This is a genomic window from Frankia sp. CeTa3Moorea, from assembly GCF_978021225.1.
Genome location: NZ_CDXDOR010000014.1, coordinates 37,594 through 51,412 on the forward strand (window position 1 = coordinate 37,594; position 13,819 = coordinate 51,412).

Consider the following 13,819-nt stretch of genomic DNA (forward strand, 5'->3'; position numbering starts at 1 on the left):
ACCACGGCGCCCGGCCGCGTCACGCCCTCTCCAGATGAGGCAGCGCGCGAAGCCCACGTTCGAGATGCCACTGGAGATAGGCGGCGACGATGCCACCGGCCTCCCGCCGGGCGCGGGCGTCACTGACCAGTGCACCGTCCCAGTCACCGCGCAACAGATCCGCGAGCAGCCGCACCGCACCCGCGGACACCGACGCCGCACCGTGCGGGCGACATTGCGGGCACACTACGCCGCCGCCCGACACGGACAACGACAGGTGCAGCCCAGGCCCACCGCAGCGCGCGCAGTCGTCTAGGGCCATCCCATACCCGGACACCGCGAGCGCCCGCAGCAGGAACGCGTCGAGGACGAGCGCGGGTGGGCGCTCCCCGCCGGCGAGCGTACGCAGACCACCGACGAGCAGGAGGAACAGCCGCAGGGCGGGCTGGCGTTCCTCGCTGGTCAACCGCTCGGCGGTCTCGAGCATCACCGCGGCCGCGGTGTACCTCGGGTAGTCGACGGCGATCGTGGCGCCGTAGGGAGAGATGATGTCCGCCTGGGTGACCGTGTCCAGCGCCCGGCCGGAATGCAGCAGCAGATCGACGTACGTGCCCGGCTCCAGCCGCGACCCGAACCGCGAGGACGTTTTGCGGACACCCTTGGCGACGGCCCGCACCCGACCGGTCCGACGGGTGAGCACGGTAATGATGCGGTCGGCCTCGGCGAGGGGGGCCGTGCGCAGGACGACACCTTCGTCGCGATACACCGGCACCCGCCCATGGTTGCACGGCCCCGAGTTCATGCGGTGAAGCGAGGTCGCCCGGCAGATGGCCGGTACCGGCCGGGATGTTCTCCTGAGGAGCCCGCCGGGCATCCCGTTCCCATAGCCGGGGTAGGTACGGCAGTACAGAGCGGCATGGACGCGGTACTGACGGTGCCCCGGTGGGGCCGGCGGCGAGCCGGCTCAGAACCCCAGGCGACGCAGCTGACGCGGATCGCGCTGCCAGGCCTTGGCGACCTTGACATGTAGATCGAGGAAGACCGGGGTGCCGAGGAGCGCCTCGATCTGGGTGCGGGCGCGGGAACCGACTTCCTTGAGGCGGGATCCACTGGTCCCGATGACAATCGCCTTCTGGCTGGGCCGCTCAACGAAGACGTTCACCCGGACGTCGAGGAGAGGACGCTGCGCCGGCCTGCCCTCCCGGGGGACCATCTCCTCCACCACGACGGCGAGCGAGTGCGGCAACTCGTCGCGGACCCCCTCCAACGCGGCCTCACGGACGAGTTCGGCGACCATCACCTGTTCCGGTTCGTCGGTCAGCTCCCCACCGGGATACAGCGCAGGCCCGGCGGGCAGCCGGGCGACGAGCACGTCGGCGAGCACGTCGACCTGGTAGGAGCGCACCGCGCTGACTGGAACGATGTCACTGAACTCGCCGAGCCCGGCGATCTCGAGCAGGCGGGCGCCGATCCGATCGGGATCGGCGACCCGGTCTGTCTTGGTGAGGATGGCGACCACCGGGGTGCGCTTGGGCAGCCGGGACAGCTCCTCGGCGATGAAGCGGTCCCCCCGGCCGACCGGCTCGTCCGCGGGCATGCAGAAACCGACGACGTCAACCTCGGACAGCGTGGCCCGCACCACGTCATTGAGCCGCTGCCCGAGCAGCGTGCGCGGCCGGTGCAACCCCGGGGTGTCGACCAGGACGAGCTGGGCGTCGTCGCGGTGGACGATGCCGCGGATGGCGTGCCGAGTGGTCTGTGGTCGCCCGCTGGTGATGGCGACCTTCGTCCCTACCAGCGCGTTCGTCAGCGTCGACTTGCCGGCGTTGGGCCGTCCGACGAGGCAGGCGAAGCCGGCCCGGAACGGCACCGAGGTCGTTGTCGACACGCTAGGTGGTCACCCTGGTCCGGGCGACGCCGTCCGGGCCGGCGAGGAACACCGGGATCCCGGCGCCGAACTCGGCCAACGTCGCCAGGTCGGCGCGGTCGAGCTCGTCCTTCTGCGTGACCACCGCGGCAGCTTCGAACCGGCGGGCGCCACTGGACACCGCGGCGGCCACCGCCGCGCGCAGCGCCGAGATCGCTAGCTCGGCCCGGCCCAGGCCGAGAGTCGCCGCCGCGTAGGTGCGACCGTCGGTGTCACGCAGCGCCGCCCCCTCCGCAGGGTCGCCCGAGGGGGCGTAGGCACGCAGCCGCGCCGCCCTGGCCAGCACCACGAGCTTCGCGTCCTCGGCGGCGAGGTCGAGAGCCGGGGCGCCGTCGGCCGAGTTGCCATCGGCAGGCACGGTCCCCGACCGGGTCACGTCGGCGGTCACGAATTCACCTTTCTGTCCGACGACGAGCTGCGCACGGGTTCGCCGCCGTCGTCGGATCGGGGAGGCGGCGAGCCGTCGTCGCCGTTCGACGGATGCGGCAACCGCTGGACGACCACGGTGCCGATCTGGTTACGCCGGCCGGCGGCCCGTTCCGCCGACAGCCGCAACCCACCGACCGTGACCGTCGCACCCGGAATGGGCACCCGTCCCAGGGCCGTGGCCAGCAGGCCACCGACGGTGAGGGTGTCGTCCGCGCCGGGCAGGTCGTCCACATCGAAGTGGAACAGCTTCGCCAGATCGTCGATGTCGAGCCGGGCGGTTACCCGCGCGGTGTCAGCGTCGATCCACTCCACCGGCGGAACCTCGTTGTCGTACTCGTCGGTGATCTCACCGACGATCTCCTCGAGGATGTCCTCGATGGTGACGAGTCCGGCCGTTCCACCGTACTCGTCGATGACGATCGCCATGTGGGTGCGCGACGCCTGCATCTCGCGGAGCAGGTCGTCCGCGGGCTTACTCTCGGGCACAAGCGCGGGCGAACGCATGATCTCAGCGATCGCACCGTCCTCGCCCCCCTCGCGTTCCCGGCGGACCATGTCCTTGAGGAAGGCGATCCCCACCACGTCGTCGACGCTCTCCCCGATGACGGGGATCCGCGAGAAGCCGCTGCGCAGGGCCAACGCGAGGGCCTGCCGGACGGTCTTCGTCGACTCGATGAAGAGCATGTCCGGACGCGGCACCATCACCTCGCGCACCAGGGTGTCCCCGAGCTCGAACACCGACGCGATCATGTCGCGTTCCTCGCGCTCGATGACCTCGTTCTCCTCGGCGAGGTCGACGAGATCGCGCAGCTCGGCCTCGGAAGCGAAGGGACCATCCCGGAAACCAGGGCCGGGGGTGACCGCGTTGCCGAACGCGATCAGCAGCCGGGGCAACGGCCCGAAGATCCGCGCCAGCCGGACCGTGAGACCGGCGCTGGCCAACGCCACCGCGGGGGCGTGCTGGCGGCCCAGGGTACGGGACATCACCCCGACGAGGATATACGCGACCAGGGTCGAGGCCAGCGTCCCGAGGCCGATCGCGGCGAAGCCGGCCCCGTAGGCGTGCACGAACAGCACCGTGATACAGGCCGCGGCGAGCATCTCCGCGACGATGCGCAGGAGCAGCAGCAGCGCGAGGTAGCGGCCCGGATCGGCCACGACGGTCGCCAGGTTCCGGGCACCGGCCCGGCCCTGGCGGGAGAAGCCCTCGACCGTCACCCGGGAGACCCGGGTCAGGGCCGCGTCGATGCCGCCGAGACCCGCCGCGGCAAGCGAGCCCATCACGGCGATGAAGACGAGAAAAAGATCACCGGAACTCATGCGGACCCCCTTGTGCCGGGTCAGCGTGCGGGCGCGGCAGGGGGCTCTCCGGCGCCACCGCCACGGCCCTGGTCACTACGGCGGCTCTGGTCACTACGGCGGCCCTCGCCGCTGCCCGCGGCATCGCGGGCGGCGTCCGCGTCGCCGGGGGCCCGCACCGCGCCGTCCCACGACGCGAGCAGCTGGCTCTGTAGCTTCCACATCTCGCGTTCCTCGTCCGGCTCGGCGTGGTCGTAGCCGAGCAGGTGCAGGATGCCGTGGGTGCACAGCAGGGACAGCTCGCGATCGAAGGAGTGACCGGCCTGCTCCGCCTGCCGCCGCGCGACGTCCGGGCACAGCACGACGTCGCCGAGCAGGGTGGTCGGATCGTCGTCGACCGACTCCGACCACGAGGCGTCGAAGGCGTCGTCCTGCGGGAAGGACAGGACGTCGGTCGGGCCCTCCTCGCCCATGTACCGGACGTGCAGATCGGTCATAGCCTTCGGCTCCACCAGCATCACCGAGAGCTCGGCGAGCGGGTTCACCTTCATGGCGTCGAGCACGAACCGGGCGAGCGCGGCCAGCCTCACCTCGTCGACGTCACTCGCGCCCGACTCGTTGGCAACGAATACGGCCATCAGCGGTCCTCTCCGACCGCGGCGACGGTCACCGTCGGTCCCGACGGGCAGACCGGGCCGGGGCGGGTGGCGGCGCGCTGGCCGCGTCCCAGCGGGCGTAGGCGTCGACGATCTCGCTCACGAGCCGGTGCCGAACCACATCGGAGCTGGTCAGGGATGCAAAATGGACGTCGTCGAGGCCGTCGAGGATCTCCCGGACCACCCGCAGCCCGCTGCGGGTGCCGCTGGGGAGGTCGACCTGGGTCACGTCCCCAGTAACAACGATCTTCGCACCGAAGCCGAGCCGGGTGAGGAACATCTTCATCTGTTCCGGCGAGGTGTTCTGGGCTTCGTCGAGGATGATGAAGGCGTCATTCAGCGTCCGGCCGCGCATGTAGGCCAGTGGGGCCACCTCGATCGTGCCGCTCTGCATCAGCCGCGGGATCGAGTCCGGATCGATCATGTCATGCAGCGCGTCGTAGAGCGGCCGCAGGTAAGGATCGATCTTCTCGTACAGGGTCCCCGGCAGGAACCCGAGGCGTTCCCCCGCCTCGACCGCGGGGCGGGTCAGAATGATCCGGTTCACCTTCTTGGCCTGCAACGCCTGAACGGCCTTCGCCATGGCGAGGTAGGTCTTACCGGTGCCGGCCGGCCCGATCCCGAAAACGATGGTGTGCTGGTCGATCGCATCGACGTACCGCTTCTGGTTCAGCGTCTTCGGCCGGATCGTCCGGCCCCGGCTGGAGAGGATGTTGAGGGTGAGAACCTCGGCCGGCCGCTCCTCGGCGCCGCTGCGCAGCATCGCCAGCGAATGGTCGACATGCTGCGGGCTGAGCTCCGTCCCGGCGTCGAGCAGCGCGATGAGCTCGGCGAACAACCTGGCAGCGAGCTCGTTCTCAGCCGGAGCGCCGGTGATGGTGATCTCGTTGCCACGCACGTGGATATCCGAGGAGAAAGCCTTCTCGACGGTACGGAGCAGCTGATCCTGGTGACCGAGCAGACTCACCATGCTGTGCGGACCGGGTACGACAATGCGCGTCTGGACCCTGGTGTCGGGCGCGACGGGTGGCGTAACGGATTCGGGCATAAAGAGCGGCCAGCGAGGCCGGGGCACCTCTCAGGATTGATGATCGCGGTAGGCGGCGCGGCGCGGACGGCCGACACCGGGACAGAACCCCTCCAGCCGGAGGGGCCGCCCAGCGAGGCGGACCACGGGCGCTACCTGGCCAGTCTATCCATCACCGCGCCGGGCCGTCCCAACGACCGAGGTCCGCGAACACGACCGCCGCGGCCGCGACACCGGCGGTGGATGTGCGCAGCACCGTCAAACCGAGCCGCGACACGATCGCTCCGGCCTCACCCAGCGTGGCCAGTTCCGGCTCGGACACCCCTCCCTCGGGGCCCACGACGAGCACCAGCTCCGCCGCCGAGGCGGTCGGGCCCACCCGCTCCGGCACCTCAACCGAGCGGGCCAGTCCAACCGAGCGGGCCAGTCCGACCAACGGGATGGTCGCCTCCTCGTGCAGGACGACGGCAAGCGCCGCCGCCCGCACCCGCTCGACAACCTCCTTCAGGCCGGCCAGCTCGCCCACCACTGGCCAGTGCAGTCGGTGGGACTGCTTCGACGCCTCCTCCGCGGCTCTGACCCAGCGTTCCCGGGCCCGCACGCCACGGACACCCTCCCAACGGGCCACGGACCGGGCCGCCGACCACGGCACGATCTCGTCGACACCGACCTCGGTCAGCATCTCCACCGCCCGCTCGCCCCGATCCCCCTTGGCAAGGGCCTGCACGACAACCAGCCGGGGGCTCGGGGCCCCGGCGGCGACCCGGCGCCGGACGGCGCAGTCGATCTCATCCCGCCGGACGGCGACGACCTCGCACTCCACCGCATGGCCAAGACCGTCGGTCACGTCGACCGGTTCCCCCGGCCGCAGCCGGCGCACCATGGCCGCATGGCGACCCTCCGGACCAGCGAGGGTGAACGAGTCCGCGATCGGCAGCGGCGACAGCCGGAACAGGGCGCTGGTCAGGATGCATCCTCTCCGCAGCGGTCACGGCCGACGACCGGGCTAACGGCCGCGGCGCGTGCCCCGCCGCCGGAACAGCCCCGCCGCGCCGCCGCCGGAGGATCCGCCCACGACGGCCGGCGCCTCCTCGTCGCGCAGCTTCGCCAACTCCCGCAGCAACCGCTCCTGCTCGCCGTCCAGCTTCGTCGGAGTCTCGACGTTGATGTGGATGTGCAGATGACCGCGCCCGGCGGCCCGCAGATGCGGAACCCCGCGCCCGGCGAGCTTGATGACCTCACCGGGCTGGGTGCCGGGCTTCACGGCGATGGTCTCGGTGCCGTCGAGGGTCTCCAGCGTGGCGGAGGTGCCGAGCGCCGCCGAGGTCATCGGCAGCGGCAGCTCACAGTGCAGATCGTCGCCCTCCCGGGTGAAGACCGGGTGCTGCTTCTCGGAGACCTCGACGTAAAGGTCACCGGGCGGCCCGCCGCCGGGCCCGACCTCGCCCTCGCCCGACAGCCGGATGCGCATGCCGTCCTCGACCCCGGAGGGGATCTTCACGGTGAGCGTCCGGCGCTTGCGTACCCGGCCGTCGCCGCCGCAGTCCCGGCAGGGATGCTCGATCACGGTGCCGGTACCCGAACACCGCGGACAAGGCCGGGAGGTCACCATCTGGCCGAGGAAGGAACGGGTGACCTGCTGGACCTCGCCCCGCCCGCCGCAGGTGCCGCAGGTCGACGGGTGCGTGCCGGGAGCCGCACCGGCGCCGGTACACGTCGAGCACACCGCCGCCGTGTCCACGGTGATCTCGCGCGTGGCGCCGAACGCGGTCTCGGACAGGTCGAGCTCGATACGCAGCAGCGCGTCGTTGCCGCGCCGGACCCGGGACCGGGGCCCACGGCTCGACCCGCCGCCGAAGAAGGCGTCCATGATGTCACCAAGGCCGCCGAAACCGGCGCCGAACGGCGAACCACCACCGCCGCCGCCGGGCGCGAGCGGATCGCCGCCCAGGTCGACGATCTGGCGCTTCTCCGGATCGGAGAGCACCTCGTACGCGGCCGTGACGCCCCGGAAGCGCTGCTGCGCATCCGGATCTGGATTGACGTCCGGATGCAGCTCACGGGCCAGTTTGCGGTAGGCCCGCTTGATCTCGTCGTTCGACGCTTCCCGGCGTACGCCCAGAACGGCGTAATAATCCACTGCCATCAGTCGGCACCCAAGAGTTCACCCACATATTTGGCGACGGCCCGGACGGCCGCCATCGTCCCCGGATAGTCCATGCGCATCGGGCCGACCACCCCCATCCCACCCAGCGCGAAGGGACCACGACCGTATCCCGTGGCCACCACCGCGGTGGACCGGAGGGCGTCCACATCCGTTTCGCGACCGATCCGTACGGTTACAGTACCGGTCTCCCGCGCCGAGCCGATGAGCTTCATCAGCACGACCTGTTCTTCCAATGCCTCAAGTATCGACCGCAACGAGTCGGCGAAGTCGACCGGGGACCGCGTGAGATTCGCCGTCCCGGCCATCGCGATGCGCTCCTCCTGCCGCTCGACCAGCGACTCCAGCACGGCGCCGGCCATCGTGGCCAGGTAGGGGCGCAGCTCGGAGCGGGTGCTGTCGGGCAGGGCCGCGACGATGTCGGGGGCGTCGACCAAGCGCCGGCCGGCCAGCGCGCAGTTAAGCGCGGAACGCAGCTCGCCGGCGACCTCGTCCTCGACGGGTACGAGGCTGTCGACGATACGCTGCTCGACCCGCCCGGTGTCGGTGATGAGGACCATCAGCAGGCGGTACGGGCCGAGCGTGACAACCTCGATGTGCCGGATGCTGCTACTCGACAGGGAGGGGTACTGCACGACGGCCACCTGCCGGGTGAGCTGGGCGAGCAGCCGCACGGAGCGGCGCACCACGTCATCCAGGTCGACGGCGCCCTCCAGGAAGCTCTGGATCGCCCGACGTTCAGCCCGGGACAGCGGCTTCACCCCGGACAACCGGTCCACGAACAACCGGTAGCCCTTGTCCGTCGGTATCCGTCCTGCGCTGGTATGGGGCTGTGTGATGTACCCCTCTTCCTCCAGGGCGGACATGTCGTTACGGACAGTAGCTGATGACACACCGAGGTTGTGCCGCTCCGCCAGCGCCTTGGAACCCACCGGCTCGTTGCTCAGCACAAAGTCCTCAACAATCGCCCGAAGGACTTCGAGCCGCCGATCCTCCAGCACGCGGTCGCACCCCCTTCACCAGGCGGGACGTGGCCGGGCCACGGTATGTACAGCGGCGGGCACCCAGCTTGGCACTCGGCCGCAGTGAGTGCCAAGTGTAGCCGCCTGCTCAGGTCGAAGCACAGAACACGAGCCGCCCCACGAATTACCGGTGAGGGCCCGGCGACGTCCTCATAACGAAACGAACACGCCGTTACCCAGGTTCCGGTCCCGCCCGATCGGGCCACCGGACGGCCGCCGGCCGGTGGCGGCGCCAGTCGGGCAGCGGCGCCAGTCGGGCAGCGGCATCAGTCGGGCAGCAAGGCTCGCACGACCGTGTCGGTGAGCAGACGACCGCGACGGGTGAGACGCACCCGGCCGAACTCCAGGGCACCGGGTTCCACCAGGCCGGACTTCGCAAGCCCGGCGGCGGCCTCCCGGCCGGCCCCGTCCAGCTCACCGACGGCCAGTCCCTCGGCCAACCGGACGCCCAGCATGACCCGCTCGACCCTGCGGGCCTGCGCGTCGAGCTCCTCCCGGGCAGCCGCGGGACTGCGCCCGGCCCCCAGCCGGGCCGCGTACTCCGCCGGATGACGCACGTTCCACCATCGCACCCCGCCGACGTGGCTGTGCGCGCCCGGACCGATCCCCCACCAGTGATCTCCGCGCCAGTACCCCAGATTGTGCCGGCACCGGGTACCGGCCCCCCGCGACCAGTTGCTGACCTCGTAGCTGGTCAGGCCGGCCGCGCACAGAGCGTCATCGGCCTGCAGGTAGCGGTCGGCAAGCAGGTCGTCGTCGGGTTCGAGCAGCTCGCCCCGGCGGACCCGGCGGGACAGTTTCGTGCCCTCCTCAACCGTCAGCGCGTAGGCACTGACGTGGTCCGGGCCGAGCTGGATCGCCGCGTCCAGACTCGCCGCCCAGTCCGCCTCCGACTCGCCCGGAGCCCCGTAGATGAGGTCCAGGCTGACCTGGTCAAAGCCGGCCTTGCGGGCCCAGCGCATTACCTCGGGCACGCGGCCGGGGGTGTGCCGCCGGTCCAGGGCGGCGAGGACGTGCGGACGACTACTCTGCATGCCAAAGGAGATCCGGGTGTAACCGGCGGCGCGCAGCTGCTCCAGTTGCGCCGGATCCACCGACTCCGGATTCGCCTCGGTAGTGATCTCCGCGTCGGGCGCCAACCCGAACCCGTCGTCCAGGATCCGCAACAGCCGCCCGAGATCGTCAGCGGTCAACAGGGTCGGCGTGCCGCCACCGACGAAGACCGTGGAGATCACGAGCTCCTGCTCACCAAGCACGGTACGCGCGAGCCGGACCTCGCCGGTCGCGATGTCGACGAACGTCGTGAGGCCCACCGACGACACCAGTGCGCCGCCCAGGTCGGCCGCCGTGTAGGTGTTGAAGTCGCAGTAGCCGCAGCGCGCCGCACAGTAGGGCACATGCACGTAGACCCCGAACGGTCGCCGGGTCACCTCGGCCAGCGCGGCAGCCGGGAGGGCACCGTCGTCCGGCGGAGGCGAGCCGTCGGGAGGCTTTTGTGGCATGCCCCCAGTGTGCCCCCAACGTGTGCTCTCGCGGCAACGCTACGTTTGTCAACCGCGTCGGCGGGCCAAGGATGGCCACACGAGGACCACCTGGAGATAAGGCCGGAATACCCGCTTCAGCGAAGCTGGCCGGGTGTAATGACATTTTGTCATCGTTGGGCACAGAAGGGAAAATATGGGTGGTTCACCGTGGACCGATCGACGTCGGTGCGAAAAGATCCGGTCATGGACGACGACGCCAGGGCCGTTCTCGACGAGATCTTCGAACTGCTCCCACCCCGAACCACCGTGTACCGTTCCAGCGCCGCCGCCCCCATCGCGGGCCTGTCGTTCTCCGAACCGGCCGCCGAACCGGCCACCGAACCGATCCGTCTCCCGGCCACCCCCCTGCCGACCGGCTGAGCGGCCGACCAGCTGAGCGGCCGACCCACCGAACAGGCAGATGGCGCCACGGTCCCGCGCCGGCCCCGCACCGGACTCACTTCACCGCCGGCTTGCCGGTGTCCGTGGACAGCGCCGCGATGAAGGCCTCCTGTGGCACCTCGACCCGACCGATCGTCTTCATCCGCTTCTTGCCCTCCTTCTGCTTCTCGAGCAGCTTGCGCTTGCGGGTGATGTCGCCGCCGTAGCACTTGGCGAGCACGTCCTTGCGGATGGCGCGGATGTTCTCCCGCGCGATGATCCGGCTGCCGATCGCCGCCTGGATCGGCACCTCGAACTGCTGACGCGGAATCAGCTCGCGCAGCTTGGTCGTCATGGACACGCCGTAGGCGTAGGCCTTCTCACGGTGCACGATCGCCGAGAAGGCATCGACGGTCTCCCCCTGCAACAGGATGTCGACCTTCACCAGATCGGCCAGCTGCTCCCCCGCCGGCTCGTAGTCGAGACTGGCATAGCCCCGGGTCCTGGACTTCAGGGCGTCGAAGAAGTCGAAGATGATCTCACCGAGGGGCAACGTGTACTTGAGTTCCACCCGGTCGGTCGACAGATAGTCCATCCCCTTCAGGACGCCGCGCCGGCCCTGGCACAGTTCCATCACCGCCCCGACGAAGTCGGTCGGCAGCAGCAGCATCGCCTCGACAACGGGCTCGTACACCTCGGCGATCTTCCCACCCGGCCAGTCACTGGGATTGGTCACTGTGACCTCGGAAAGGTCCTCCATGACCACCCGGTAGACGACGTTCGGGGCCGTGGAGATGAGGGTGAGGTTGAACTCGCGCTCCAGCCGCTCCCGGACGATCTCCAGATGCAGCAGGCCCAGGAAGCCGCACCGGAATCCGAACCCCAGTGCCGCGGAGGTTTCCGGTTCGTAGGTCAGGGCGGCGTCGTTGAGCTGAAGCTTGTCGAGAGCCTCGCGCAGCGCGGGATACTCGCTGCCGTCGATCGGATACAGCCCGGAGTACACCATCGGCAACGGATCCCGATAGCCACCGAGCATCTCCGTCGCCGGCCGCCGGGTAGTGGTGATGGTGTCGCCGACCCGGGCCTGCCGGACGTCCTTGACCCCAGGGATGACGTAGCCGACCTCGCCGACCGACAGCGACCCGGTCGGATGGGGGTCCGGCGAGATGACACCTACCTCGAGGGTCTCGTGGCTCGCGCCGGTCGACATCATCAGACACCGGTCGCGGGTGGTCAGCGTGCCATCGACCACCCGTACATAGGTGATGACGCCGCGGTAGATGTCGTAGACGCTGTCGAAGATCATCGCACGAGCCGGACCGTCCGGATCGCCGACCGGGGCGGGCACCCGGCGCACGATCTCGTTGAGCAGCTCCGGCACCCCCTGGCCGGTCTTGCCGGACACGCGGAGCACCTCGCCCGGTTCGCAGCCGATAATCGTCGCAATCTCCTCGGCGTACTTCTCCGGCTGGGCCGCCGGAAGATCGATCTTGTTGAGTACCGGAACGATGGTCAGGTCGTTCTCAATCGCCAGGTACAGGTTCGCCAGAGTCTGCGCTTCGATACCCTGGGCCGCGTCGACCAGCAGCACCGCGCCCTCGCAGGCCGCGAGCGAACGGCTCACCTCGTAACTGAAGTCAACGTGGCCCGGCGTGTCGATGAGATGCAGGATGTAGTCCCGACCATCGTCGGCCCGCCATGGCAGGCGCACGTTCTGGGCCTTGATGGTGATCCCGCGCTCACGCTCGATGTCCATGCGGTCGAGGTACTGCGCGCGCATGTTGCGCGCCTCCACGACACCGGTCACACCAAGCATCCGATCGGCAAGGGTCGACTTGCCGTGGTCGATGTGGGCGATGATGCAGAAGTTGCGGATCATCGCCGGGTCGGCGCCGGGCGCCAGGTGCGGGGCTGTGGACACGCGGAGAGTTCTCGTTTCGCTCGCGGTGATCACGGTGGAGCCGCCCGTGCCGAGATCTGGGTCGACCACCTTCATCGTGCCAGGAGCCGCGCGCGACGGTGCGCCGGTGCGCCGTCGCGCGGGGGTTTGATAATCTGAGTGCCGTCCGCGACGGGCCGCATCCGTGACGGGCCGCATCGTCGTCCGGTCATGATCTGCTCGCCATTCCGTGCGGCGCGTACTATAACGTGTCCGCACCACCCCGACTCGACAAATCAGAGGTTCTCCCGCGTGGCCAACATCAAGTCGCAGATCAAGCGCAACCTCACCAACGAGAAGCGGCGGCTGCGCAACAAGGCTGTGAAGTCGGAACTCAAGACGCACGTGCGTCGCTTCCGCGACGCCGTGGAGGCCGGTGACGTCGAGCGCGCCGACGAGACGCTGCGGATCGCGTCCCGCAAGCTGGACAAGGCCGTCAGCAAGGGTGTCATTCACGCCAACCAGGCCGCCAACAAGAAGTCGGCGCTGGCTCGCGCGCATGCCGACTTGGCCGCCAGCTGAGTCGTCCTCCTCCAGCCGGGGCGCCGCAGGCGTCCCGCCCTTTCCGCGTGTCCACCCGCCGGTCAGGCCTCTCGCCCGGTCAGAGCCCGCCGCACGGCGTGGAACGGGCTCCGGGCTGCTGTGGGGCCGGTTCCGCCGAGACGTCGTCCGGCCGGATCAGCCGCTCAAGCACCTCGTGATAGGCAACCATCGCGCCGACGGTCAGCGGGAGGACACCGACCACCCAGGCGCTCGCAAGATCACCGAGTGCAATCACCACCGTGACCAGCCCAGTCACGATCATGAGCAGTCCCCGCATCCAGCCCGCAGGTAGCACCCGCAGGCCGAACCAGCCGCCCGGCGGCGGGGCGTCGGGGTCGACGGCCGGCTGGGGAGCCACGACGAGGCCGGCACCGGCTCCCGGACCGTCGGTCATCCCCGGACCGTCGGTCATCCCCGGCTCCCGGCCGTCCGGGCCCGCCCGCCCGACCTGGCCACGGCGACCTCGCGCAACAGTTTCTCCAAGGCGTAACCGGCGTCGACCGCAGCGCCCTTGACGCCAGCGTCGGCCTCGGCGGCCGCCCGCAGGGCCTGGCCGAGACCCCGGTCCGACCATGCTCGGGCGGAGCGCTGCGCCTTCTCGACCTTCCAGTCCGGCATGCCCAGGGCTCGGGTGAGATCCCACTTCGAGCCAGGACCCGCGGACGCCACCCGGGCGAGGTCACGCAGACCACCGGCGACGGCACTGGAGACCAGTACGGCCGCGGTACCCCCCTCCAGGGACTGACGCAGCAGCGTCAACGCCTGCGGCAGGTCGCCGCCGATGATCGCGTCCGCGACGGCGAACCCGCTGGCCTCGGCCCGGCCCCGGTGGAAACGGGCCACCGCGGCCTCGTCGAGCAGCCCGTCGGTGTCGGCCACGAGCTGATCGCAAACGGCGGCGAGCTCACGCAGATCACCGCCGACCGCGTC

15 protein-coding genes are annotated in these 13,819 nt (G+C 70.0%); 2 read left to right on the plus strand and 13 right to left on the minus strand.

Features of this window, described 5'->3' with window-relative positions; all coding sequences use genetic code 11:
* Positions 1–19 precede the first annotated feature (19 nt).
* The 10 genes from recO to hemW all read right to left on the minus strand — a co-directional run bounded on the left by recO (position 20) and on the right by hemW (position 10,005).
* Positions 20–751, minus strand: coding sequence for a DNA repair protein RecO (gene recO / locus AC08OV_RS04695; protein WP_476619346.1), 732 nt, complete (start codon positions 749–751; stop codon positions 20–22).
* 192 nt (positions 752–943) lie between these two features.
* Positions 944–1,867 (minus strand): GTPase Era, encoded by a 924-nt coding sequence (era, locus tag AC08OV_RS04700; RefSeq protein WP_476613454.1) that lies wholly within the window; start codon positions 1,865–1,867, stop codon positions 944–946.
* A 1-nt stretch (position 1,868) separates the two neighbouring features.
* On the minus strand, positions 1,869–2,294 hold the full coding sequence (locus AC08OV_RS04705) for a cytidine deaminase (RefSeq protein WP_462187697.1): 426 nt from the start codon (positions 2,292–2,294) through the stop codon (positions 1,869–1,871).
* The gene (locus tag AC08OV_RS04710; protein ID WP_462202793.1) at positions 2,291–3,655 is read right to left on the minus strand and encodes a hemolysin family protein; all 1,365 of its coding nucleotides are present in this window, start codon (positions 3,653–3,655) and stop codon (positions 2,291–2,293) included. Before AC08OV_RS04710 ends, AC08OV_RS04705 begins: the two co-directional genes overlap by 4 nt.
* A 20-nt stretch (positions 3,656–3,675) precedes the next feature.
* Positions 3,676–4,272, minus strand: coding sequence for an rRNA maturation RNase YbeY (gene ybeY / locus AC08OV_RS04715; protein ID WP_476613453.1), 597 nt, complete (start codon positions 4,270–4,272; stop codon positions 3,676–3,678).
* 28 nt (positions 4,273–4,300) lie between these two features.
* The gene (locus AC08OV_RS04720) at positions 4,301–5,338 is read right to left on the minus strand and encodes a PhoH family protein (protein WP_462188098.1); all 1,038 of its coding nucleotides are present in this window, start codon (positions 5,336–5,338) and stop codon (positions 4,301–4,303) included.
* Between the two features lie 151 nt (positions 5,339–5,489).
* Complete coding sequence (locus AC08OV_RS04725; RefSeq protein ID WP_476613452.1) at positions 5,490–6,200, minus strand: 16S rRNA (uracil(1498)-N(3))-methyltransferase; 711 nt, start codon at positions 6,198–6,200, stop codon at positions 5,490–5,492.
* A 123-nt stretch (positions 6,201–6,323) separates the two neighbouring features.
* A complete protein-coding gene (gene dnaJ / locus AC08OV_RS04730) occupies positions 6,324–7,463 on the minus strand; it encodes a molecular chaperone DnaJ (protein ID WP_476613451.1) in 1,140 nt (379 codons plus the stop codon).
* Positions 7,463–8,482, minus strand: a complete 1,020-nt coding sequence (gene hrcA, locus AC08OV_RS04735) for a heat-inducible transcriptional repressor HrcA (RefSeq protein WP_476613450.1) — start codon at positions 8,480–8,482, stop codon at positions 7,463–7,465. Before hrcA ends, dnaJ begins: the two co-directional genes overlap by 1 nt.
* A 287-nt stretch (positions 8,483–8,769) precedes the next feature.
* Positions 8,770–10,005 carry a radical SAM family heme chaperone HemW gene (gene hemW / locus AC08OV_RS04740; RefSeq protein ID WP_476613449.1) on the minus strand — a complete coding sequence of 412 codons (1,236 nt, stop codon included), beginning with the start codon at positions 10,003–10,005 and terminating at the stop codon, positions 8,770–8,772.
* Positions 10,006–10,230: 225 nt separating this feature from the next.
* On the opposite strand from hemW, the gene AC08OV_RS04745 reads away from it, so the two are divergent.
* Complete coding sequence (locus tag AC08OV_RS04745; protein ID WP_476613448.1) at positions 10,231–10,407, plus strand: hypothetical protein; 177 nt, start codon at positions 10,231–10,233, stop codon at positions 10,405–10,407.
* Positions 10,408–10,483: 76 nt separating this feature from the next.
* Here the strand turns inward: AC08OV_RS04745 and lepA are convergent, their stop codons facing one another.
* Entirely contained in the window at positions 10,484–12,328 is a 1,845-nt protein-coding gene (gene lepA / locus AC08OV_RS04750) for a translation elongation factor 4 (protein WP_476613447.1), read from the minus strand.
* A gap of 270 nt (positions 12,329–12,598) precedes the next feature.
* Between lepA and rpsT the strand changes: the two genes are divergently transcribed.
* Positions 12,599–12,868, plus strand: coding sequence for a 30S ribosomal protein S20 (gene rpsT / locus AC08OV_RS04755; RefSeq protein WP_462188090.1), 270 nt, complete (start codon positions 12,599–12,601; stop codon positions 12,866–12,868).
* A 79-nt stretch (positions 12,869–12,947) separates the two neighbouring features.
* Here the strand turns inward: rpsT and AC08OV_RS04760 are convergent, their stop codons facing one another.
* Positions 12,948–13,283, minus strand: a complete 336-nt coding sequence (locus tag AC08OV_RS04760; RefSeq protein ID WP_476619347.1) for a hypothetical protein — start codon at positions 13,281–13,283, stop codon at positions 12,948–12,950.
* A 14-nt stretch (positions 13,284–13,297) separates the two neighbouring features.
* Positions 13,298–13,819 (minus strand): DNA polymerase III subunit delta (locus AC08OV_RS04765; RefSeq protein WP_476619348.1); only part of this gene is annotated, 522 nt, incomplete at its 5' end.